This is a genomic window from Acinetobacter brisouisimilis (assembly GCF_000368265.1).
In the GTDB taxonomy this organism is placed as follows: Bacteria; Pseudomonadota; Gammaproteobacteria; order Pseudomonadales; family Moraxellaceae; genus Acinetobacter.
Map to the genome: position 1 here is coordinate 863,007 of NZ_KB851219.1, position 23,669 is coordinate 886,675.

Sequence of the window (23,669 nt, forward strand, 5' to 3'; positions counted from 1 at the left end):
AGAGCTCCTATGTCACAGGCAAAGCATAACAATACAATTCAGCAGTTAAAAAACATTGTTGGTGAACAGCACGTATTGACAGATGATCAGCATACGCGCATGTACCGTCAAGGACGCCGCTTTGGTGAAGGTAAGGTTTTAGCCGTAGTTGTGCCAGGGAACTTGCTAGAGCAGTGGCAGGTTTTGCAAGTCGCAGTGGATGCTGATTGTATTGTGATTATGCAGGCAGCCAATACGGGGCTAACAGGTGGCTCAACGCCTTATGGTGCAGATTATGATCGTCCTGTCGTACTCATTAGCACCCGACGTTTGGCAGGAATTCAGGTAATTAATCAGGGTAAACAAGTGATTTGTTTACCTGGCGCAACCCTTGATGCTCTGGAACGTGAACTGGCGCAATATAATCGTGAGCCACACTCGGTGATTGGCTCATCGTGTATTGGTGCTTCGGTTCTAGGCGGTGTGTGTAATAACTCAGGTGGTGCATTGGTACGCCGTGGGCCTGCCTATACCGAGCTGGCACTGTATGCGCGGGTGAATGAACAGGGCAAACTCGAACTGGTCAACCACTTGGGTGTCAATCTGGGGCAAACTCCTGAAGAAATTCTGACACGTTTACAGCAAAACAATTATCAGGCGACAGATGTTGAAAACTCGGAGCATCGCTGTGCTTCTGACCAGCATTATGTCCATGATGTATGTCAGGTCGATGAAGAAACGCCTGCACGTTTTAATGCTGACCCAAGTCGTTTGTTTGAAGCTTCAGGTTCGGCAGGCAAAGTCTGTGTCTTTGCAGTGCGTTTGGACACTTTTGAAAAGATCAAAAGTCAGGTGTTTTATATCGGTTCTAATTCAATTCATGACTTGACTGAAATTCGCCGTTACCTGTTGCAAGATTTGCCACGTATTCCAATCGCAGGTGAATATATCCACCGCGTTGCTTACGATATCGGGGCAAAATACGGTAAAGATACCTTTGTCTTTATTGAAAAATTCGGGACAGCTAAAGTCCCTCAAGCCTTTGCCATGAAAGACAAGGTTGATGGCTTTTTGGAAAAATTTGGTGTGCGCGGCTTGACCGATAAGGTCTTGCAAATGATGACGCATTTCTTACCAGATCATTTGCCAAAACGCATGAACCAGTTTCGTGACCTGTATGAGCATCATTTGATTTTACGTATTGAAGATCAGGATGTGGTTCAGGTTCAGAAATTTCTAGCGGACTACTTTGCTCAAAATACTTCAGGTAGCTATTTCTTGTGTGATGCTGATGAAGGTCGCAAGGCATTTTTGCACCGCTTTGCAGTGGCAGGTGCAGCAATCCGTTATCGGGATACGCATCGTAGTGAAGTGGAAGATATCGTGGCGTTAGATATAGCACTGCGTCGTAATGACCGTGAATGGCTAGAAACTTTGCCAGAGGAAATGAATCAGAAAATTATTCATAAGTTGTACTATGGGCATTTTTTGTGTCATGTATTCCATCAGGACTATATCGTGAAGAAAGGTGTTGATCCTTTAGATATGGAACATCAGATGTGGAAACTGCTGGATCATCGCGGAGCAGAGTATCCTGCAGAACATAATGTCGGGCATTTGTATGTGGCTAAGCCTGCATTGAAACAGCATTATCAAAAACTAGATCCGACCAATAGTTTTAATGTCGGGATTGGACATACCTCTAAGTTGAAATACTGGAAATCTTAAGCCTGAGAAAATAAAAAACCGAGTCTTGACTCGGTTTTTTATTATGGTTTTTTGAGATAGCCTGCTTCGGCGGATTTTGGATATTGTTTCAGTAGTTGCTGGCGATATAGGTTGGCAGAAACACTATTGTGGTCGACATTCTTGGCAATACTATAAAGCTGATATAGCGCTCGCGGTGCTTTGGCAGATTGTGGATATTGTTTATTCACAACCTCATAATTCTTCTTGGCTTCTGCATAATTGGCAGGTTCAATTGCTAAATAAAACTCGGCAAGCCAAAAGTGTGCATTACCAATATAGATGCTATTAGGATACTTTTTAATAAAATCCTGCATAGGCTTGATTGCCTGTTTAGCACCACCTTGTTTGTAAGCATCGAGTGCTAAGGTATAGGCATCCTTCTCATTTAACGGCTTTTTTGCCGGGGGTGCTCCCGTAGATGAGCTAGCCTCATCATTAGCTGGAGCAGACGGTGGTGGTGTGGTGCTATTGGTTGCTGTTCCAGACTTACTTGAAGCATCTTCGCTACTTGCAGTATCGGATGCTGCCGAGCCATCATCACCATCCACTTTTTGTTGAAGTAGCTGTAAACGCTGGTCTAGGTCGTTGTAGTGATTGTCTAGATCTTGGCGTTGCTGGTCAATGGTATGTTGCTGTTCTTCAATGACGCCACGTAAACTACGTACTTGATTTTCAAGTTGATCAACACGTTGCATTAGTTCCCAGTTGACATTGGTTGGAATGTTGCTACTTGGTGAATTGGTTGTTGTATTGTTGCTTGATCCGCTACTATTGTTTTGGCTAAGTGATACATTTTCAATGGGTGCAGCCAACGCAGCATATGTTGTTGTACATGCCAGCAATCCAAGCGCTAACTTTTTAAGCTTCATAATGAAGAACCTGAAGAAATCGAAATGAGAATGACAAGCCTAAGAGGTTTGTACAAGATTCTAGCGTTTATTTATCAACTTTACTTTGTTGAAAGCAAGCAAGCTTTACAATATTTCAGCATTTCTTCTGTAAATTTTCAAAGAAATTTTCTTGTAAGTGTCATGAATTGATCAAAATGTTTCTTTAATAATCAAACGCATCGCTTTTTATAGAAATCTCTTATTTTCATATTGCATGTTAAATAAAAATCTCTATACTTGTCCTTGCAATGGTAGCCCTGCTGGTAGCCTCGCAATTATACTCTGTGAACCCCGCCAGGACCGGAAGGTAGCAACGGTAGCAGATCTATGATGTGCCGAAGTTTTGCTAGTAGGGTTGCCACCATTATTCTTCTTGCGTTTCTCGACGCACTGCTTTTAAAATCACATTCATATCAAAACCACGATACTGTAAAAATCGAATTTGTTTTGCCTGTAACTTTGGGTCTCTTGTCACTTCAATTCCATATTTCTTGACTTTTAACTGATACGCTTGTTCTAACCAGTCAATCTCTTGTACCTGTTCTTGGATATAATCCTGATCCACCTGTTTTTGTTGTAAGGTTTGATAAATTCGTCGTGGCCCTTTGCCTTTACGCATTTGGCTCACAAGAACAAGTTCAGCAACGCGTTGATCACTTTGATATTGATACTGACCAAATTCTTCAAGTAGTTTTTCTACTTCTTCCGAGTCTAAAGCATAGCAATTTAACTTTTCGCGTAGCTCAGCTTTTGAGTATTCACGTTTACAGAGTAAGGCATAGGCATAACTACGCAAACGTGTGCCTGTTAATGTCTTTTTTACTTGTTGATCGGTCTCAATATTTTGCATAAAGGTTTTCCATAAAAATCAAAAAACGCCCCGTAGGGCGTTCTATTGTCTGGTGAATTAGCTTTCTAAAAGTTCTGCTGGTTCTTCAGTGTCCTGACTTGCAGGTGCATTAGAAGTCGTCAGTAACTGCTCGCGAATTATACGTTCAACTTCTTGAGCAATTGCAGTATTTTCTTCCAAATAACGGATCACGTTATTTTTACCCTGACCAATTTTATTGCCTTGATAAGAATACCAAGCGCCTGCTTTTTGAATGATTTCTTGTTGCACGGCAAGGTCAATGAGTTCGCCAAGCTGGTTCACGCCTTTACCATATAAAATCTGGAACAATGCTTCTTTAAATGGAGGTGCCATTTTGTTTTTGACGACTTTGACTTTGGTTTCAGAACCAATAATCTCGTCACCTTCTTTGACCTGACCAATACGGCGAATGTCTAAACGTATAGAGGCGTAGAATTTTAGCGCATTACCACCTGTTGTGGTTTCTGGGCTACCAAACATGACTCCAATCTTCATACGAATCTGGTTAATGAAAATCACCATGCAGTTTGAGCGTTTGGCATTACCTGTGATTTTACGCAAGGCTTGGCTCATCAAACGCGCCTGTAAGCCCATGTGAGAGTCACCCATTTCGCCTTCAATTTCGGCGCGTGGTGTAAGCGCAGCAACGGAGTCGACGACGATAAGGTCAATTGCGCCTGAACGAACCAGCATATCTGCAATTTCAAGGGCCTGTTCGCCATTGTCAGGTTGAGAAACCAAAAGATTGTCAATATCTACCCCAAGCTTACGGGCATATTGCGGGTCAAGTGCATGTTCGGCATCAATAAAGGCACAAGTGCCACCTACACGTTGACATTGTGCAATCGCTTGCAAGGTCATGGTGGTTTTACCAGAAGATTCTGGTCCGTAAATCTCGACAATACGCCCTTTAGGTAAACCGCCAATGCCTAGTGCAATATCTAAAGTCAGTGAACCTGTTGAAATCGCTTCTACTGCCTGTACGGTGTTGTCACCAAGGCGCATTACAGTGTTTTTACCGAACTGTTTTTCAATTTGGCTTAAAGCTGCATTGAGCGCTTTACTTTTATTCTCATCCATCTTACAACCTCAAAACGATGTAAATGTCACTATATACTCAAAGTGGATGTCTTTCATCAATCTCGTTTCCACAGGGTGCATAGTGACAGAAATAATCTGCATTTTCTATGTTAAATTACGATGCCGCGACATGGTATGTCGTGCTAGGCACCATCCTGATATGACCAGTATTCATCATAATGTTGATCATTTTCTTGTTTAAATTTACCAATTTGCCGCCGATCTTTTTTGTTGGGGCGATGATCTGGTCTTGCTAAGTTATTCATTTTTCGCTGGGCGGTAATCAGTTCCCGACGAGCAACACTCACAACTGTCTCTTCATAGAGTTGTTGTGCAATCGGTGCAGAACCGCGTGTTCCAGAAAGAGCAAGAACGACAACGGTTTTTTTATCAAAGCCTTGTTGAATGGTGAGTTCCATACCAGCTCTGATTTCTTTGGAAACTTTGACGCGTTCGCCTTGATGATGAACTTTACCACCTTCAATAGCAGCTTTGGCTAAAGAGCGGGTTTTAAAAAAGCGTGCGACCCAAAGCCATTTGTCAACACGCATACTGTCAGCAGGAGCAGTTTCATGCTGTTTTGTCATGGATATCCTTGTATGCATTTAATGAAAACAAATCCAGTAAATCAGGCAGGTGTTGAATGACTGGATAACCTAGTGTAGCACTCTCTCGTGCAGGCTCAAGACTAGAGGGTTGAGCAATGCTATACAGATGTTGAATTCCAAAGCGTTTGGCGCTGTCGAGGACGCGAACGGTATCATCAATAAATACGGTATGTTCTGGTGTGAAAGGGTACTGCTGTTGTAGAGTTGACCAAAATTCAGGATGCTCTTTTGGAAAACCGATACTTTCACTACTGATAATTTTTTGAAAATATTCACTTAATCCTGTCATTTGCATTTTAAGCGCAAGGCTTGAGCAATCGGCATTGGTCACAATCCAGCATTTTTGCTGATGCTGTTTTAAGGCTTTAAGTAGTTCATGGCAACCAGATCGAGGTTGAATCTTATGGCGAAACTGATGCTGTAATTGCATAACGTCACTGCCGACCACTTCAGACCAGAATTTGGATGAATACCAGTTGAGCGTATGCTGATGTTGCTCATAAAATTCATATAGCTGTGTTTGGCTTTCTTCTAGAGAGCATTGGTGTTGTGTCGCATAATGCTGTGGTAAATGCTCATTCCAGATAAATTGGTCAAAAGCTAAATCCAGTAAAGTGCCATCCATATCAAACATGAAGATGTTTTGATTCATTTAACGAACCTCAAGAGATTTTAAAGTTCAAAAAACCTCTATAAAAATTATGTTAGTTATTGAATAATAAAAGAATTGCTATAAATTTTAACTCTCAAGATTATTCAAAATCTAACTAAGAATTTCATGTTCCAAAGTTTTTTGTGTACATATTCGTGTACATATTTAAGCAAAGATATACCTGAATTCAAATTATATATCATTTCATTATGACAAAATTAATATGGCATTCAGGGCCGTTTGATTAAAAATGCATTACAGCAGAGGGTAAGATAAATACAAGCTGGTTGATAGATTTATATTGTGACTTTGGGCAGTGATTGCAATGCAGTCGTACAAGTTGTCTTGAGATTGATTGGAGGCTATCAGCAAGCTTCAACAATGTCAGAAATCAAATTTTTAAATATTAAGCTAACCAGATTTTCATCATGATTTTCTTGCATAGAAGGGTGTTAAATGAGCTGGTAATAAAAGAAATTCTAGTGAGGTGAAAGAAAATCTGAATTGTTAAATTTAAGAAATATTTATATGTGTGAGCCTGATATCAAACAGCTTTTATCATCGTTGATATACTCACTACTTTTCTTTGTTTTATAAAGATATTGATCATTTTACATATAGGTGATCCGATCTTTTTCAAAAAGATTTCGTGAGTTGGGTTTTTGTTGATTGAATTTAACCTTGTATAATTTTTTTTAAATTATTTTTTTTAAGAGTTAAATTGTGAGATGTGTATTATTTTTTCTTAAATGTCTAAAACATTCTACATGAGGTCTCGAGTTGATTTAGAGCATAAAAATATGATTTTTTTACGTTAAATAACTAAATTTAATTTTAAAAGAGTGAGTGAATTGTATACTATTTAATTAGGACTTTTTTGTAGGTTTTTTGACATGAGTAATATATTAATTGAATTAATTCAGCCAATCAAACATGAAAAAGAAGGCTATGAGCCGAAACTTTATGATCAAGGGACACTGTTAAAAGTAATTCATGAAGCACATGATACTTATTTGGTTAAAGGTGATGATGAATTTTCATTTTCTGTACGTAAAGCAGATGAAAATGTTAAATGGATTAAAATTTAAAAACACGTCAGATCAGCATTTTGACCCTTTATCTTGTATTGAGTTAAAGGGTTTTTTTGTGTCAATTATATTTTTATTTTTCTTATGAATTGTCGACAATCTTGGTTTTTAGATTGAATAAAATAAGAAAAAATCGTGTTTTATAGCACATTAGTCGTAGATAAAATTTATATTGTTGACAATAGTTTGATTTTTGCTAAAAAATAAGCACCATTCAGTGATCTTTGATAAGAATTGTCAACACTATGCAGAATTTGCTCGAAAATAATACAGCAAAAGTATATCAAACACTTACAGATCAGATTTTTTATAAAATCCAGTCTGCCATTATCTGTGGTGATCTTCCCGCAGGGAGTAAGATTTCTGAGCCTGAACTGGCGCGTGTTTATGGCATTAGCCGTGGACCATTGCGTGAAGCCATTCATCGTCTGGAAGGGCAAAAACTGGTAGAACGCACGGCGCATGTAGGTGCGCGTGTGGTGTCATTGTCTCATCAGCAGCTTTATGAGCTGTATCAGATTCGAGAAAGCCTTGAGGGGCTGGCTTGCCGTTTGGCAGCACAACATATCGATAAAAAACAAATCCTGATTTTACGAGACATTTTAAAGCGCCATGCCGAAGATGATGCTTTTAAAGCAGGTAAGGGCTATTTTTTGCAAGAAGGTGAAGATGATTTTCACTATTGCATTATCAAAACCAGTTGCAATAAAACCTTGGAAAAAATGCTCTGTGATGAGCTATACCACCTGATTCGAATGTATCGCATTCAATTTTCAAAAACCCCCAATCGTCCGCATCAGGCATTTAACGAACATATTCGCATTTTAGATGCAATTGCCGATGGCGATGCCGAACTTGCCGAATTACTGATGCGACGACATATCGCTGCATCGTATAAGAATATTGAATCCAACTGGATCCAAGCACAAGGAGAATCACATGTCTAATTTATCTGCGGGTCAGCGTTTCCGTGATGCCGTCGCGGCTGAAAAACTGTTACAGGTTGTCGGAACCATTAACGCTAACCACGCTTTACTGGCAAAACGAGCAGGCTATAAAGCCATCTATTTATCAGGAGGTGGGGTTGCCGCAGGCTCATTAGGTTTGCCTGATTTAGGCATTAGTAACCTCGATGATGTTTTGACTGATGTGCGTCGTATTACTGACGTATGCGACTTACCGTTATTGGTTGATGCCGATACAGGTTTTGGTGCATCAGCATTTAATATTGCACGTACGACCAAGTCTTTAATTAAGTTTGGCGCAGCAGCTATGCATATTGAAGATCAGGTTGGAGCAAAACGCTGTGGACATCGCCCAAACAAAGCCATTGTTTCTCAACAAGAAATGGTAGATCGTATTAAAGCCGCAGTCGATGCCCGTGGTGACGACAAATTTGTGATTATGGCACGTACCGATGCCTTGGCAGTGGAAGGTTTACAAGCTGCAATTGACCGTGCAAGTGCTTATATTGAAGCAGGTGCAGACATGTTGTTTCCTGAAGCTATTACTGAATTGTCGATGTACAAACAGTTTGCCGATGCCGTACATGTGCCAATTTTAGCCAATATTACCGAATTCGGTTCTACGCCGTTATTTACCACTGAAGAACTGGCTTCTGCCGACGTGAGCATTGCCTTGTATCCACTGTCAGCATTCCGTGCCATGAATAAAGCTGCGGAAAATGTTTACCAGACCTTGCGTAAAGAAGGCACACAAAAAAATGTGGTCGATACCATGCAGACTCGTCAAGAATTGTATGACCGTATTAACTACCATCAGTTTGAACAGTATTTAGATGCCTCATTCGTTAAAAATAAATAAGCATCTAACGGCTGAGCCATCCCAATCATTTTGACAATAATATGGAATAGACAAAAGGAAACTGTCATGAATACACAAGTTGAAAAAACAGAATTCAAACCAAAAAAATCAGTTGCGCTCAGCGGTCAAGTCGCTGGGAGCACGGCGCTATGTACCGTAGGACGCAGTGGTAATGATCTGCATTACCGTGGTTACGACATTCTTGATTTGGCAGTACATTGCCAGTTTGAAGAAGTGGCGTATTTGCTGGTACATGGAAAATTACCCAATACAGCAGAGTTAAGTGCTTATAAAGCCAAGCTTAAATCACTGCGTGGTTTGCCAGCAAGCTTAAAGACAGCATTGGAACAACTACCACCGTCTGCTCACCCAATGGATGTAATGCGTACAGGTGTTTCGGTTTTGGGCTGCTTAACGCCAGAACATGATGACCATAACTATGCAGGTGCACGTGATATTGCTGACAAGTTGATGGCAAGTTTGGGTTCAATGCTGCTGTATTGGTATCACTTTAGCCATAATGGAAAACGCATTGAAGTTGAAACTGACGATGACTCGATTGGTGCACACTTCCTGCATTTGTTACATGGTGAAAAACCGTGTGAACAATGGATTCAAGCGATGCATACATCTTTGATTTTGTATGCTGAGCATGAATTTAACGCGTCAACATTTACCTCACGCGTGATTTCGGGTACAGGTTCTGATATGTATTCGAGCATTGCAGGGGCGATTGGTGCATTGCGTGGACCAAAACACGGTGGCGCGAACGAAGTCGCATTTGTGATTCAGCAGCGTTACAACACTGCTGATGAAGCTGAAGCCGATATTCGTAAGCGTGTCGAAAACAAAGAAGTGGTGATTGGTTTCGGACATCCAGTCTATACCATCGCTGACCCGCGTAATGACGTGATCAAGAAAATTGCTTCTGAACTTGCCGATGTACAGCAGAACAAAAAAATGTATCTGATCGCGGAGCGTTTGGAAGCCGTGATGAAAGAAGTTAAAAACATGTTCCCGAACCTTGACTGGTTTAGTGCAGTGAGCTATCACCTTATGGGTGTGCCAACAGCAATGTTTACCCCATTGTTTGTAATTGCACGTACAGCAGGCTGGTCGGCACATGTGATTGAACAACGCCAAGATGGCAAGATTATTCGACCAAGCGCACATTATACAGGTCCAGAGAACCTTAAATTTGTGCCACTTGCGGAGCGTGATGCATGAACACCCAGTACCGTAAAAAGTTGCCCAATAGCAACTTAGATTATTTTGATGTGGTACAGGCAGTTGAAGACCTGCAAGCAGGTGCTTGGGTAAAACTGCCATATATCAGCCGTGTGCATGCTGAAAATATTGTGCGCTGCGCTGAACCTGAAAAAATCAAAGATTATTTGCTCCAGATTATACAAGGCAAACAGGAACTGGACTTTCCGTGGTTTCCTGCGCGCGTGGTTTGTCATGACATTTTAGGGCAAACTGCACTGGTTGACCTTGCAGGTCTACGTGATGCGATTGCCGATAAAGGTGGTGATCCCTCTAAAGTTAATCCTGTCGTGCCAACCCAGTTGATTGTCGATCACTCTTTGGCAGTGGAATATGGTGGTTTCGACCCTGATGCGTTTGCTAAAAACCGTGCAGTCGAAGATCGCCGTAACGAAGACCGTTTTCACTTTATTGAGTGGACAAAAACTGCCTTTAAAAATGTCGATGTAATTCCTGCGGGCAACGGCATCATGCACCAGATCAATCTGGAAAAAATGTCACCTGTCATCCAAGTGCGTGATGGCGTGGCATTTCCAGATACTTGTGTCGGTACAGATTCACACACGCCACATACCGATGCTTTGGGTGTAATTTCGGTGGGTGTCGGTGGCTTAGAAGCTGAAAATGTCATGCTTGGTCGCGCTTCTTGGATGCGCTTGCCTGACATTATTGGGATAGAGTTTGTTGGTCAGCGTCAAGCGGGCATTACTGCAACCGATATCGTTTTGGCACTCACCGAGTTTTTGCGTAAAGAGCGTGTTGTTGGTGCATATCTGGAATTCTTTGGTGAAGGTGCGGACAGTATGTCTGTTGGTGATCGTGCCACCATTTCCAATATGACCCCTGAATATGGCGCAACTGCGGCAATGTTCTATATCGACCAGAACACGATTGATTATTTGCGTCTGACTGGTCGTGAAGATGCACAAGTCGAGTTGGTCGAAACCTACGCAAAACAAGTGGGTTTATGGTCAAGCAGCCTAAAACAAGCCGAATATCCACGCGTTTTACGCTTTGACCTGTCTAAAGTGACCCGTAATATTGCAGGCCCATCTAACCCGCATGCGCGTGTGTCTACGAGTGATTTGAAAGAAAAAGGCATTGCAGGTGTGGTGGAGCATCGTACCGATGGTTTAATGCCAGATGGTGCAATTATCATTGCTGCGATTACCTCATGTACCAATACCTCGAATCCTCGAAATACAGTTGCTGCTGGTTTGTTGGCACGTAAAGCCAATGAATTGGGTCTAACCCGTAAACCGTGGGTGAAATCTTCTTTTGCTCCTGGTTCAAAAGCGGCTGCATTGTATTTGGAAGAAGCAGGCGTGTTGCATGACCTTGAAAAGCTCGGTTTCGGTATCGTGGCATATGCGTGTACGACCTGTAACGGCATGTCTGGTGCATTAGATCCTGTTATTCAACGAGAAATTATTGACCGTGATTTGTACGCTACAGCAGTGCTTTCAGGTAACCGTAATTTTGATGGTCGTATTCATCCGTATGCAAAACAGGCGTTCTTGGCATCGCCACCGTTGGTTGTTGCATATGCGATTGCAGGAACGATTCGCTTTGACATTGAAAAAGATGCATTGGGTACAGACAAAGACGGCAACCCGATTTATCTGAAAGACATTTGGCCAAGTGATGCTGAAATTGATGCCTTAGTTAAAGAAGCTGTCAAACCTGAGCAGTTCCGTAAAGTCTATATTCCAATGTTTAATTTGGGCGAAATTGAACAGGCGAAAAGCCCGCTGTATGACTGGCGTGCAAAAAGTACCTATATTCGCCGTCCACCATATTGGGAAGGAGCTTTGGCTGCACCGCGCACTTTGACTCACATGCGTCCGTTGGCAATTTTGCCTGACAACATCACCACCGATCATTTGTCTCCGTCTAATGCGATTGTGAAAAAATCGGCAGCAGGTGAGTACTTGGCAAAAATGGGTGTGCCAGAAGAAGATTTCAACTCTTATGCAACCCACCGCGGAGATCACCTCACTGCACAGCGTGCGACTTTAGCCAATCCGAAACTGTTTAATGAAATGGTGCTTAATGAAGATGGCTCAGTGAAACAAGGTTCACTTGCCCGTGTTGAGCCTGATGGTAAAGTCATGCGCATGTGGGAAGCGATTGAAACTTACATGAACCGCAAGCAGCCACTCATCATTATTGCAGGTGAGGATTATGGTCAGGGTTCTAGCCGTGACTGGGCAGCCAAAGGGGTGCGTCTGGCAGGTGTGGAAGCGATTGTTGCCGAAGGTTTTGAACGTATTCACCGTACTAACCTGATTGGTATGGGTGTGTTGCCATTGCAGTTTAAGGCAGGCACAACTCGCAAGACTTTAGTGCTTGATGGTACTGAAATGTATAGCGTGATTGGGAATATTGCGCCGCGTGCGACTGTGACTTTGGTGATTGAGCGTATTAACGGTGAAATCGTTGAAGTGCCTGTGACCTGTCGTCTAGATACTGAAGAAGAAGTGCATGTGTATGAAGCGGGCGGTGTATTGCAGCGTTTTGCACAGGACTTTTTGGAAGGTGAAGGTCAGGCAGCGTAAATGCCGAGTTTTAGTTAAAGTTTATTGATATTGTTTAAAAAAAGCCCTACTGTGAAGTGGGGTATTTTTTTGGAATTTATATGGAATTTAATATAGTAGTTTCAGATGACTTTATAGATATATGTTCGAATGAAAAAATTTTAATTAAAGAAAATAAAAAAGTACTTTCTTTTTTAAATGACTTTGAAGATGGTAAGTGGAGAACGAGTAAATTCAATAGCTTTATATGGGATAACATTGCTGAAACGGCTTTAAATTACCAAGAGAGGAAAGCTTTATTTGATAAAAGTCAGCAAAAGATGGTTGCAGCTGCAAAAAATCTAAGATTAGCAAGTGAGAGTGATGAAATAGGGCGGGGCAGTGAGATTGCGGAGATCATGCTTTATGCAATAATGAAAAATTATTATAAGGCTTTACCAGTTGTTCCTAAAATTTATTACAAACAGAATAGTCAGGATAATGCTAAAGGTGCTGATAGTGTTCATATAGTAGTTAATGGAGATGAATATAGCCTATGGTTCGGTGAGGCAAAGTTTTTTAATAGCTTAAATGATAGTAATTTTTACCAAATAACAAATTCTTTGTATAATGCATTGCAAACTGAGAAGTTGAAAAAAGAAAATTCCATAATTCTAGGAGTTCGAGATCTACAATATTCTGGCTTAGATGAGGATCTTATTGGTAGAATAACAAAAGATTTATCCTCACAAAATAGTATTGATAATATCAAAAAAATTATAAATGTACCAATTATGATTATACATGAGTGTGATATAACGAAAGGTGAAACTACTTATAATGAGGACTATATAGATGCAATCAAAAAAATGTATCGAGATAAAGCAAATTCATATTTTATTAAACAATTTAATAAGTTAAATGAAATACATTTATATAATTTGATTAATTTTCATTTGATATTATTTCCTGTACCTGAGAAAAAGAGAATTGTAGATAAATTTGTTAAACAAGTTGAATTTTATAAAGAAGAGGCTGAAGATTAATGGGGGCATTCGAAGAATTACATCTAATTAATGAGTTGTTGATAGAAGGTGATGAGGCAGGTGCAAGAGAAAAATTAATAAGGCTTATTGATTATCTTACAGAAGAAGAAAAAATAAGATTATTGCACCTTTAAATAACTTAATTAGACAAGTTGGTTTATACCCATATATGATTAAGGATAAAGCAACATGGCAAGAAAAGTTCTTACTGGAAGCTTTTACTGTGGATATTGGTGGTAAAGAAGTTGTACTGCATAGGGAACAATCCAAATTATTGTCTGGATTATTAGATGGAAAGAATTTGGCTGTTAGTGCTCCAACTAGCTTTGGTAAGAGCTTTATTGTAGACGCTTTTTTACAGTTGAGAAAACCAAATACAGTAATGATGATTGTTCCAACGATTGCCTTAGCTGATGAAATAAGACGGAGATTACAGCCTAAATTTGGTAAAAATTATAAAATTATAACTACAACAGATATTGAATTAGCCGAAAAAAATATATTAATCTTGCCTCAAGAAAGAGCTTTAAGCTATCAAGGTGTAGTAGATCATATTGATTTGTTAATAGTAGATGAGTTTTATAAAGCTAGTAAACAAGAAAAAGATAGTAGAAGTATAAGCTTGCAAAGAGCAATGCTTGAGTTTCAACAAATTGCAAAACAAAGATATTATTTAGCCCCGAATATAAATAGCCTTACAAGCAATATATTTACTAAGGGAATAGAATTTGTAAGTATTGATTGCAATACAGTTGCTTTGGATATTGATCATACCTATGAAAGAATTAATAGGAATTTTGATAAAAATACAGCTTTATTCGAAATATTAAGTAAAGCAGATGGGAAGACTTTGATCTATGTTAATTCGCACGCATCATTAAATGATGTTCTTACCTTGCTTTCAGAAAATAAAGATCCAATAGATCATGCTTTTTTAACTGAGTTTTCAAGATGGATCAAAAAAAATTATTCCAGTACATGGAGATTAGGTTATTTAATACAAAAGGGAGTTTGTACTTATAATAGTAACTTACATAGATCCTTATCACAAATACAATTAAATGTATATGAAAATGATTTTCCTTTAGATGTAATGGTTTCCACTTCATCAATTATTGAAGGTGTTAACACCAGTACAAAAAATATTATTTTATGGAGTAACAAACTAAGCACATCATTATTAAGTTTTTTCACTTATAAAAATATTATGGGTAGAAGTGGGAGGATGTTTAAATATTTTATTGGAAAAGCTTTTTTATTAGAAAAGCCTCCAGAGAAGACTGACTTGGAATTAGATTTGGTACTTCAAGATGAAGCATCTTTAATGGTTGATGACGAGTATCTCAGAGAGGAATTGAGTAATGATGAATTGCAAAGAATTATTACATTTAAACGTGAAATGGCAAATTTGCTTGGGGTAAAATATTCAGATTTAATTGCCTTACAGGACTTAGATGCATCAGATGCTTCTACATTACAAAAAATTGGCCATGCAATATTAGTGAAGAAATTTAGCTCTAAGAAATTGAATTTATTAAATGCAGATTCTAATTTTTGGGAAAGCCCTCTAAAAGATATACTTTTAAATGTCAGGCCTGCAGGTCTGGGTGGGTCATATACAGATATTATTCATTATATTTTAGTGGTTAAAGATAACTGGACTAAAAATATTCCAGAATTATTATTAGAATTGGAAGATTATGATTTGGGTATTGATGAGTTCTTTAAATTTGAAAAAATTATTTCTTATAACCTAGCTAGTATTTTGAAATCGTTTGAAACTGTTTATAATAAAAAGTATGGTAGTCAATTAAATATTAGTGGTTTTATTGATAGACTTTCACATGTTTTTCTTCCTAAAAATGTTTTCTATTTAGAAGAATATGGATTACCAAGGTTTATTTCAAAGAAAATAAATGACTTTAAATTGATAGATTTAGAAAATAATGAATTAGAAATTAATGAAATTATAGATCATTTTCTTCAGATAGGATATGAAAGAATAATTGATCAGATTGATAATTTAGATTTATTTGATGAGTATGTTTTAAAAACATTCTTTACAGGTATAGAAGTCAAAAAGTAAGTAAGCTTCCCTTATTCTCCAACTGTTTGCCAAAAAGACGTTAAATTGATCAGATTTGAAATGAATTTTACTTTAGGTCCTATTTGTAAAATAAAGCCTTCTGAGATCGGGCTTATTTGTATTAAAATTTAAGCCTTTCATCTTATAGCAAAAACACAGCATCAAATTCCCACTGATCAAGAAAAAATGGTTTTTGCGCATAAGTGCATTAAAAGTAAGAAGAATTGTCTAACGCAAGCAGGCTTCGGTTGTTCAAATTTAGCAATCCAGTATTTTTTTAAATTATATAGTAATTTTAATTGGAAATAGTGTGTAGACAAGCCACTCATTTTGTCTATACTTTGAACACCATTTCTAAAATCTATGGAGAACAAAGATGGTAACTGCTGGCTCTCAACCTGGAACAGGCTTCTATTTTTGTGTCCAATGCGGACATCGCGTTTACTTAGAAATTGGTACAGACCGTTTACCCCAGTGTACCAAATGCCTTGGCAATAAATTTAACAATAAAATTGCTTAAGGCTGCACATATAAAAACAGCTACTCTCTGTTTTTAAAAAAGCCCTATCGTGTGATAGGGCTTTTTACATTTGTGTACGCGCCAATAATAGTTAAGCTTTTGAAGCTTAATTATCCACTCATAGATTAAGCATAAACTATTAACACTCAATCGAATTGACTGCTAAACCACCTTTTGATGTTTCCTTATACTTATCTGACATATCTTTACCTGTTTCTTTCATGGTCTGAATCACTTTATCGAGTGAAATAAAATGTTCATCTTCATCATGCAACGCCATCTGTGCGGCATTAATCGCTTTCACCGCCGCTATTGCATTTCGTTCAATACATGGAACTTGCACCAATCCACCCACAGGGTCGCAGGTGAGTCCCAAATTATGTTCCAGTCCAATTTCAGCCGCATGTTCAACCTGATCTGGCGTACCACCTAAAATTTCGGTCAACCCCGCAGACGCCATTGAACACGCTGAACCGACTTCGCCCTGACAACCGACTTCAGCTCCTGAGATTGATGCTTTTAATTTACATAAAATACCCACCGCTGCCGCGCTCAAGAAAAAACGGACAATTTTTTCTTCGGACAAATCTTGTGAAAAAGTGACGTAATAATATAAAACAGCAGGAATAATGCCTGCCGCGCCATTGGTTGGCGCAGTCACCACGCGACCGCCTGCGGCATTTTCTTCATTGACTGCCAGTGCAAATAAATTGACCCATTCCATGGCTGTAAATGTCGTATCGATTAAATTAGAGTTTTTCTTTTGCAATAACTGTTGATGAATCTTTTTAGCACGGCGTTTGATATTTAACCCACCAGGGAGAATACCTTCATTTTGCAAGCCATTTTGAATGCACTCTTGCATAACCTGCCAAAGGCTTATAATTTTTGCCTGAATTTCAGCTTCGCTACGCCAGCTTTTTTCATTTTCTAGCATGAGTTGACCGACACTCAAGTTGTGCTGCTTGCATAGAGCTAAAAGTTCTTTGGCACTACTAAACGGATACGGAATCTGGGTGTCATCTGCGACCAATGAACCTTGCTGGATATTGCTTTCATCGACAATAAAACCGCCACCAACTGAATAATAGGTGTTTTTGTAGAGCACATTACCTTGATCGTCATTGGCTTCTAAGTTCATGGCGTTGGGGTGGTAGGCCAAAGGCTCATCGGTAAACATCACATCGGTCATATAGTCAAAAGCGACAGGGTGAGTCCCGTTTATGATCAGAGTTTTTTGTGCTAATGCTGTTTTTAATAAACCATCACTCTGTTGGGTATCTATGCTTTCAGGGTCAAAACCCATTAAACCCAGTAAAGTTGCTTTGTCGGTATTGTGGCCAATCCCTGTTGAGGACAAAGAACCATATAGATGAATGCTGATCTTTGAAACCGATGTTAAAAGTTGGTGTTTTTCGAGATATTGACTAAAGCTATATGCTGCCCGCATGGGTCCAACCGTATGTGAGCTTGATGGTCCTACGCCAATTTTAAATAAATCAAATACACTAAGCGCCATATATTACGTCCTTGCTGGCTTAAAATTGGGGAGAGAAAATTAACTTTAAAAATAGATTGTTAGCATGATTGTGATATGAAATCTATAGCATAAATATTGAATCTTTTATTTATCTTAAATAAAGATTTTGCAGCGTATAAACTTTGAACTGTGTAAGGAAAATATTCTTAATCTTGTAGGGTCTTGGGGATTCTGTAGCTAGGTTGTTGCACTGATCTTCAAACTGAGTTTGTTTTGCTCAATTAGATTACTCAGTAAAGTATGTTTTATAAAATCTAAGTAACAGTAGTGGTAAAAAAATGATAAATCAGGCAGAAATATGCAATGGAATGAAGATTAATTTTTCTAATATAAGAATAATTTCTTAAAATATTTTATTTTTCGGTAAAATTTTTCAAAAAATCTAAAAATGCGTTTATCTTAGAAAAACAATCCCATCATGATCTGACTAAACTGTGTTGCAAGGGTGTGATGGGGATCGAAAAGAGTAGCATGCACCGAAGCGTATAACGCAAGTGTGTACTCACCCAAAAGGTCTCGATTCGGCTTAGGACGCTATAAATCAAGAGTTTATAGGCATAAGGTCATCATTTATCAAGTCATGATTGTTGAAGTAAACCATAGAGTTTTCCCTTGACACCCTAAAAAATTCTCACATTCTAATAAATTTTCTATAGCTTATTTTTCTTCATCAAATTGCAATTCTTGAGATATTTCATTTTTCACATCTCTGTTTCTCTCATCGTCCTAAATATCTAAACACAGCTAAAATTCTGAATATTGAGCCTGTCTATGCTCAGATCATGACGACATGTGCATATCTAAAACCATAAAACAGTGGCTCAGTTACAAAAAAGTTTGGGCAAAAATGTAAATTATGCGATTTTAAAATATGTAAAAAATTGCGAATTTCATCTAATTTGTAGCCAATCTAATGAATGGTCAAGAAACAGTCTATTATTATAATTATTTCTAAATGATACCATCATGAAATTTGATACTTGGATCGTATAAAAGCTATAAAGTCATTACGACTATCGCATGGCTTTTTTTTAATAACAAAAACAGTAGATTAGAACACAGCGGGATTTTTTGTTTAAAAAAACGACAACGATCTGCTTTTTATTTTTTGGTATTCAAAGGATTAGAATATGAAGTTTTTAACAAATAGCGCAGTTGCTATTGCCGTTTATTTAAGTTTGAGCCATGCCTATGCGGTCGATTTAGACGCGGGGGATTATGACTATGCGCCAACAGGTACAAACCTCGCAATCTTGTATTATCAGCATGCTACCCGAGATGCTTTATATAGTGGTAGTGATAAAGTTGCAGGAAACTATAGCCTGACTTCCGATGTAGGTATTGCTCGTTATGTGCATTACACCGACATAGCAGGGATTCATGTTGCACCACAAATTTTGATTCCTTTCGGGCGTTTGGATGCAGGTAAAGATATTTCAGATCTAGGCTCAAGTAGTGGCTTGGGTGATATTATTTTAGCCAACACCTTCTTTTTTTATAACAATGCCAGCACACACAGCACCTTTGGTATTACGCCGTATTTGTTTTTGCCAACGGGTCAATATTCTTCAGACAAAGCACTTAATCTTGGGGAAAATCGTTACAAGTTGAATATACAGGCGGCTTATACCACACGTTTGACGCCAAAACTGGCGTGGGATGTATCTGCGGACATGACGATTTATGGTAAAAACACCGATGCAATCGGCGGTGACAAGAAGCAGGATACTGGCTATCAGGTACAAACCAATGCGCGTTACTTCCTGAATGATAAAGTCGATTTACGTGCAGGTCTTTCTTATAGCGATGCAGGGGATACCAAGCAGGCAGGTGTGACAACCAACGGGACACAGCAAACCAAATTTTGGGTAGGAACTGGAATTAACCCAACACCGACTACGCAAGTTATTGTGGCATATGGGCGTGACCTAAAAGTTGAAAATGGTTTTAAAGAAGACAATCGTATTAATTTACGTTTCTTAAAGGCTTTTTAAAAAGTAATTTAGCCTAAGCAAAAACGGCATTTCATATTTAGTGTAAATTCTCATCAAATATGGAATGCTAAAGAAATATTTTTAATATTTTATTTAAGACACTGTTTTTAATATTTTTATTTTTGTGGAATTAAACTTGTATTTTTATTTTCTGCTGATTTTTTGCGCTATCATATTAACTATGGCCCACAAAAATAAGGCACTCTCATGAGTTATGAAGCTATACGACAAGTTTTACTTTATGCCACTCTGATTAACTATGCCATTTTAATAATTTGGTTTTTACTATTTGTTTTTGCGCGCCAGTTTTTAAAATGCTTACAGAGTAGTTGGTTTAATTTACCAGACAATACGTTTGATGTGATTCATTATTCAGGTATCGCTTTTTATAAAATTGCAATCATCATGTTTAATCTGGTGCCGTGGATTGCGATGACGCTTGCAAGAAATTCATGATTTAGATAAAAGAAAGAAGGGTAAAGCAAACAATTCAACAGTTGCCATAAAATAGTCAAATCTTGCTATCATCATGGAGATAAGATTAAGAATATCGGGGAATTATGGACAATAATAGAAACACGATGCATCAATGTGCAGTATGCAAAAAACTGTTCCCCTTAAAAGATTTGACTCCGAGTGATACCATTCGTGATGTGATTGCCGATGCGATTTTTAAAGACTATCCAGAATGGTCTGAAAAGAGTTTTATTTGTCGTTCTGACCTAACGCATTATCGTATTCAATACGTACATTCATTACTCAAGTCGGAAAAAGGTGAGCTGACCGACTTGGAGCAAGAAGTCATTCTTAGCATGCAGAATCATGAGCTGATTACTAAAAATGTCGAGGTTGAGCTTGATGAGAACTGGACATTTGCAGAAAGGTTAGCCGATAAAATTGCCAGTTTTGGTGGAAGCTGGACGTTTCTGATTTTGTTTTTCATTTTTTTAGCAGCATGGATTGTTATAAATACAACAGTGGCGATGCTACATCCGATTGATCCGTATCCATTTATTTTTCTGAATTTAGTATTATCCTGTATTGCAGCCGTTCAGGCACCGATTATTATGATGAGCCAGAACCGTCAGGAAGCGAAAGACCGTTTGCGTTCCCAACATGATTATCAGATTAACTTAAAGGCAGAGCTGGAAATTCGACATTTACATGAAAAGATTGACCATTTACTGTCGCATCAATGGGAGCGCTTGGCACAGATTCAGGAAATTCAGCTCGATTTGCTTAGTGAAATGAATAAAAGGCGTTAGTTGTCAGTTGAGTTGACGCTGCAAAATTGACAGGTGAAAGTGTCATTGTTATGTTGTCTGCATTGTTTTTTGTTTGAATTGTATTATGTCTGCCGATGTTGCGTTTGTGTATCGCCCACCACAAGAACCATTACATACTATTTATGAAGATGATGATTTGCTGGTGATTAATAAGCCTGCGGGATTATTGTCGGTGATGGGACGTTTACCAGAACATCAGGACAGCGCATATTTGCGGATTTTGCAGCAACATCCACAAGCCAAAGTCACACATCGTTTAGATATGGCAACTTCAGGGCTGTTGATGTTTGCTAAACACCGTGATGCTGAAGTTGCAGTGAGTAAAATGTTTCAGGCACGTCAGGTCACTAAACATTATGTGGCATTGCTTCAAGGGGAAATTACAGCAGAAGGTTGTGTTGAAGTTCCCCTAATCACCGATTGGCCCAATCGCCCGAAACAAAAAGTTGATTTTGATGTAGGTAAACCTGCCAAAACATTGTATCAACGTATAGATTATGATCTTGAGTTGGATATCAGTCGTGTAAAGCTCACGCCAATTACAGGGCGTTCACATCAACTTCGTGTGCATATGGCACATATTGGGCATCCGATTATGGGAGATAACTTATATCACCCTAAACCGAGACAATTTTCTTTGCCACGCATGGCGCTTCATGCCGCATATTTGGCATTTAAGCAACCCTTAACTCAACATGAAATTGAGTTGGATGTACCTGCACCATTCTAGTCTGTCTATTTATGTTTAATAGTCATATTGTCGACAATATTTTTTGTTTGACATATCGTTAAACTGCAATAAAAATGGGTTAGGCTGTATTTTATAACAATAGCCAGCAGACAATAAGGACACAACAATGACACGCGATTATCAGCAATTCCCAGACGATGAAAATGGCAACTTGCTTTGGCAGATGGTTGAGGACGGTAGCGACCTCACCGAACCTCATGAAGTTGAATTTTCAATGGCTTTTGAACACAAGGAACAAGCAGAAAAATGTGCTTTGAATTTGTTGCATCAAGAGCAAAAAATTTCGTTATATCAAGAAGATCAGCATACTGATCAAGAAAATCTATGGATATTAAACGTACATATAAATATGATTCTGGAACATCAGGACGTGGTGGATCTGGAAGAATGGCTGACTAAAATTGCCAAAGAATTTGGTGGTCAATATGATGGTTGGGGATGTATGAGTTACTTGTTTGAATATGAAGAAGACGAAGAGTAATCCATCTGATTTAAACATCTGAACAGATAAAAAAGCCCAAGGTGAGTTAAAACTTGGGCTTTTTTATTGAGTAATTAAATCTAAAAGAGGTTTTTAAAAAAAAACCGAATTCCCCCATAGTCGAATAGAATTGTCGACAATTTTGATTCATGATGTCATTCAGATTCATGCAAGGTGAGTCGTTTTTAAATATAGAGAAGATAGGAAAATAAGGAAATGGCTGCCCAAAAACAAATGACGATTCCAGCAACGTATATGCGTGGTGGAACCAGTAAAGGTGTATTTTTTAACCTGAATGATTTGCCTGAAGCTGCACAGGTCGCGGGCGAAGCGCGTGACAAAATTTTACTGAGAGTCATTGGAAGTCCAGACCCGTATGGCAAGCAAATTGATGGCATGGGTGGTGCAACTTCAAGTACCAGTAAAACCGTGATTGTGGCAAAAAGCCAACAGCCTGAACATGACGTTGATTATTTGTTTGGGCAGGTGTCAATTGATCAGGCTTTTGTTGACTGGAGTGGCAACTGTGGCAATTTATCTGCGGCAGTAGGACCTTTTGCCATTCGTCAGGGATTGGTCGATGCCAACCGAATTCCTGAAAATGGAATTTGCACGGTACGCATTTGGCAGGTGAATATTCAGCAAACCATTATTGCCGAAGTTCCAATTGTTGATGGTGAAGTGCAGGAACTGGGTGATTTTGAACTCGATGGCGTGACTTTTCCTGCGGCTGAAATTTCACTGGCATTTTGTGAAGCAGTTGATCCTGAAGCAACCACAGGAATTTTTCCGACAGGAAAACTCAAAGAACAGCTTGATGTGCCTGAAATTGGCTCATTTGAAGTGACCATGGTTCAAGCAGGAATTCCAACAGTATTTTTACATGCTGAAGATTTGGGTTATCGCGGAACCGAGTTACAAGATGATATTAACAATGATCCACAAGCCTTAGCCAAACTTGAAAAAATCCGTGCTTATGCAGCAGTAAAAATGGGTTTAATTAGTGATATTGCAGAAGCTGCAACGCGTCAGCATACACCGAAAATTGCATTTGCAGCTCAATCTCAAGACTATGTCAGTTCAAGCGGGAAAGCTGTTGCCGCGACAGATATTGACTTGCTTGTTCGCGCAGTGTCTATGGGGAAATTGCACCATGCCATGATGGGAACCGCTGCTATTGCCATTGCAGCCGCAGCTTGCGTTCCAGGCACGATTTTATATGAAAAGCGTAGCTCAAAAACAGGCAATAAAGTCTGTTTTGGTCATCCATCGGGAACTTTAACTGTTGGTGCTGAACTCATTGAAAAACAGGGAGTATGGCAAATGCAACAGGCGATTATGAGCCGTAGTGCACGTATTTTAATGAAAGGTGAAGTGTATTTGCCTGCCAATACATTTTAATCTATTGAACTAAGTTCAAGGCAAGCATCAGAAATATGATC

At 38.9% G+C, this 23,669-nt stretch carries 22 protein-coding genes and 1 other RNA gene; 17 read left to right on the forward strand and 6 right to left on the reverse strand.

What is annotated here, in order from left to right:
• Positions 1-9 precede the first annotated feature (9 nt).
• The gene (dld, locus tag F975_RS07810) at positions 10-1,707 is read left to right on the forward strand and encodes a D-lactate dehydrogenase (RefSeq protein WP_004752018.1); all 1,698 of its coding nucleotides are present in this window, start codon (positions 10-12) and stop codon (positions 1,705-1,707) included.
• Positions 1,708-1,748: 41 nt separating this feature from the next.
• Here dld and F975_RS07815 read toward each other — a convergent pair whose 3' ends face one another.
• On the reverse strand, positions 1,749-2,597 hold the full coding sequence (locus tag F975_RS07815) for a YbgF trimerization domain-containing protein (protein WP_004752020.1): 849 nt from the start codon (positions 2,595-2,597) through the stop codon (positions 1,749-1,751).
• 279 nt (positions 2,598-2,876) lie between these two features.
• Between F975_RS07815 and ffs the strand changes: the two genes are divergently transcribed.
• An RNA gene (gene ffs / locus F975_RS15470) (signal recognition particle sRNA small type) lies at positions 2,877-2,973 on the forward strand.
• Positions 2,974-2,982: 9 nt separating this feature from the next.
• On the opposite strand, the gene F975_RS07820 is transcribed toward ffs, so the two are convergent.
• The 4 genes from F975_RS07820 to F975_RS07835 form a co-directional block, all read right to left on the reverse strand.
• The gene (locus F975_RS07820; RefSeq protein ID WP_004752022.1) at positions 2,983-3,468 is read right to left on the reverse strand and encodes a regulatory protein RecX; all 486 of its coding nucleotides are present in this window, start codon (positions 3,466-3,468) and stop codon (positions 2,983-2,985) included.
• Between the two features lie 57 nt (positions 3,469-3,525).
• Complete coding sequence (gene recA / locus F975_RS07825; RefSeq protein WP_004752024.1) at positions 3,526-4,569, reverse strand: recombinase RecA; 1,044 nt, start codon at positions 4,567-4,569, stop codon at positions 3,526-3,528.
• A 143-nt stretch (positions 4,570-4,712) separates the two neighbouring features.
• Complete coding sequence (locus tag F975_RS07830) at positions 4,713-5,156, reverse strand: RNA-binding S4 domain-containing protein (RefSeq protein ID WP_004752025.1); 444 nt, start codon at positions 5,154-5,156, stop codon at positions 4,713-4,715.
• Positions 5,140-5,829, reverse strand: a complete 690-nt coding sequence (locus F975_RS07835) for an HAD-IA family hydrolase (protein ID WP_004752028.1) — start codon at positions 5,827-5,829, stop codon at positions 5,140-5,142. Before F975_RS07835 ends, F975_RS07830 begins: the two co-directional genes overlap by 17 nt.
• Before the next feature lie 893 nt (positions 5,830-6,722).
• Here F975_RS07835 and F975_RS07840 point away from each other — a divergent pair.
• The 9 genes from F975_RS07840 (at position 6,723) to F975_RS15700 (ending at position 16,175) form a co-directional block, all read left to right on the forward strand.
• Entirely contained in the window at positions 6,723-6,917 is a 195-nt protein-coding gene (locus tag F975_RS07840; protein WP_004752029.1) for a hypothetical protein, read from the forward strand.
• Positions 6,918-7,162: 245 nt separating this feature from the next.
• Positions 7,163-7,864 (forward strand): GntR family transcriptional regulator, encoded by a 702-nt coding sequence (locus F975_RS07845; protein ID WP_004752031.1) that lies wholly within the window; start codon positions 7,163-7,165, stop codon positions 7,862-7,864.
• Positions 7,857-8,741, forward strand: a complete 885-nt coding sequence (prpB, locus tag F975_RS07850; protein WP_004752033.1) for a methylisocitrate lyase — start codon at positions 7,857-7,859, stop codon at positions 8,739-8,741. The genes F975_RS07845 and prpB overlap by 8 nt, the downstream gene beginning before the upstream one ends.
• A 66-nt stretch (positions 8,742-8,807) precedes the next feature.
• Positions 8,808-9,968, forward strand: a complete 1,161-nt coding sequence (gene prpC / locus F975_RS07855) for a bifunctional 2-methylcitrate synthase/citrate synthase (protein WP_004752034.1) — start codon at positions 8,808-8,810, stop codon at positions 9,966-9,968.
• Positions 9,965-12,565, forward strand: coding sequence for a Fe/S-dependent 2-methylisocitrate dehydratase AcnD (gene acnD, locus F975_RS07860; RefSeq protein WP_004752036.1), 2,601 nt, complete (start codon positions 9,965-9,967; stop codon positions 12,563-12,565). Before prpC ends, acnD begins: the two co-directional genes overlap by 4 nt.
• Positions 12,566-12,645: 80 nt before the next feature.
• Complete coding sequence (locus F975_RS07865; protein ID WP_004752038.1) at positions 12,646-13,569, forward strand: HamA C-terminal domain-containing protein; 924 nt, start codon at positions 12,646-12,648, stop codon at positions 13,567-13,569.
• Positions 13,569-13,703, forward strand: coding sequence for a hypothetical protein (locus F975_RS16080; protein ID WP_004752039.1), 135 nt, complete (start codon positions 13,569-13,571; stop codon positions 13,701-13,703). Before F975_RS07865 ends, F975_RS16080 begins: the two co-directional genes overlap by 1 nt.
• A gap of 35 nt (positions 13,704-13,738) precedes the next feature.
• A complete protein-coding gene (locus tag F975_RS07870) occupies positions 13,739-15,655 on the forward strand; it encodes a DEAD/DEAH box helicase (protein WP_004752041.1) in 1,917 nt (638 codons plus the stop codon).
• A 376-nt stretch (positions 15,656-16,031) separates the two neighbouring features.
• Positions 16,032-16,175, forward strand: a complete 144-nt coding sequence (locus tag F975_RS15700; protein WP_004752043.1) for a zinc ribbon-containing protein — start codon at positions 16,032-16,034, stop codon at positions 16,173-16,175.
• A 139-nt stretch (positions 16,176-16,314) separates the two neighbouring features.
• Here F975_RS15700 and F975_RS07875 read toward each other — a convergent pair whose 3' ends face one another.
• Positions 16,315-17,694 carry an L-serine ammonia-lyase gene (locus F975_RS07875; protein WP_004752045.1) on the reverse strand — a complete coding sequence of 460 codons (1,380 nt, stop codon included), beginning with the start codon at positions 17,692-17,694 and terminating at the stop codon, positions 16,315-16,317.
• Positions 17,695-18,845: 1,151 nt separating this feature from the next.
• Between F975_RS07875 and F975_RS07880 the strand changes: the two genes are divergently transcribed.
• The 6 genes from F975_RS07880 to prpF all read left to right on the forward strand — a co-directional run bounded on the left by F975_RS07880 (position 18,846) and on the right by prpF (position 23,628).
• A complete protein-coding gene (locus F975_RS07880) occupies positions 18,846-19,709 on the forward strand; it encodes a transporter (protein WP_004752047.1) in 864 nt (287 codons plus the stop codon).
• Between the two features lie 207 nt (positions 19,710-19,916).
• Positions 19,917-20,165: a DUF6868 family protein gene (locus F975_RS07885; RefSeq protein ID WP_004752049.1), complete on the forward strand. Its 249-nt coding sequence runs from the start codon at positions 19,917-19,919 to the stop codon at positions 20,163-20,165.
• 104 nt (positions 20,166-20,269) lie between these two features.
• Positions 20,270-20,974 carry a DUF1003 domain-containing protein gene (locus F975_RS07890; RefSeq protein WP_004752050.1) on the forward strand — a complete coding sequence of 235 codons (705 nt, stop codon included), beginning with the start codon at positions 20,270-20,272 and terminating at the stop codon, positions 20,972-20,974.
• An 85-nt stretch (positions 20,975-21,059) separates the two neighbouring features.
• Entirely contained in the window at positions 21,060-21,725 is a 666-nt protein-coding gene (locus F975_RS07895; protein ID WP_004752053.1) for a pseudouridine synthase, read from the forward strand.
• A 127-nt stretch (positions 21,726-21,852) separates the two neighbouring features.
• Entirely contained in the window at positions 21,853-22,227 is a 375-nt protein-coding gene (locus F975_RS07900) for a ribonuclease E inhibitor RraB (protein ID WP_004752054.1), read from the forward strand.
• A gap of 216 nt (positions 22,228-22,443) precedes the next feature.
• Positions 22,444-23,628, forward strand: a complete 1,185-nt coding sequence (prpF, locus tag F975_RS07905; protein ID WP_004752056.1) for a 2-methylaconitate cis-trans isomerase PrpF — start codon at positions 22,444-22,446, stop codon at positions 23,626-23,628.
• The last annotated feature ends 41 nt before the right edge of the window (positions 23,629-23,669 follow it).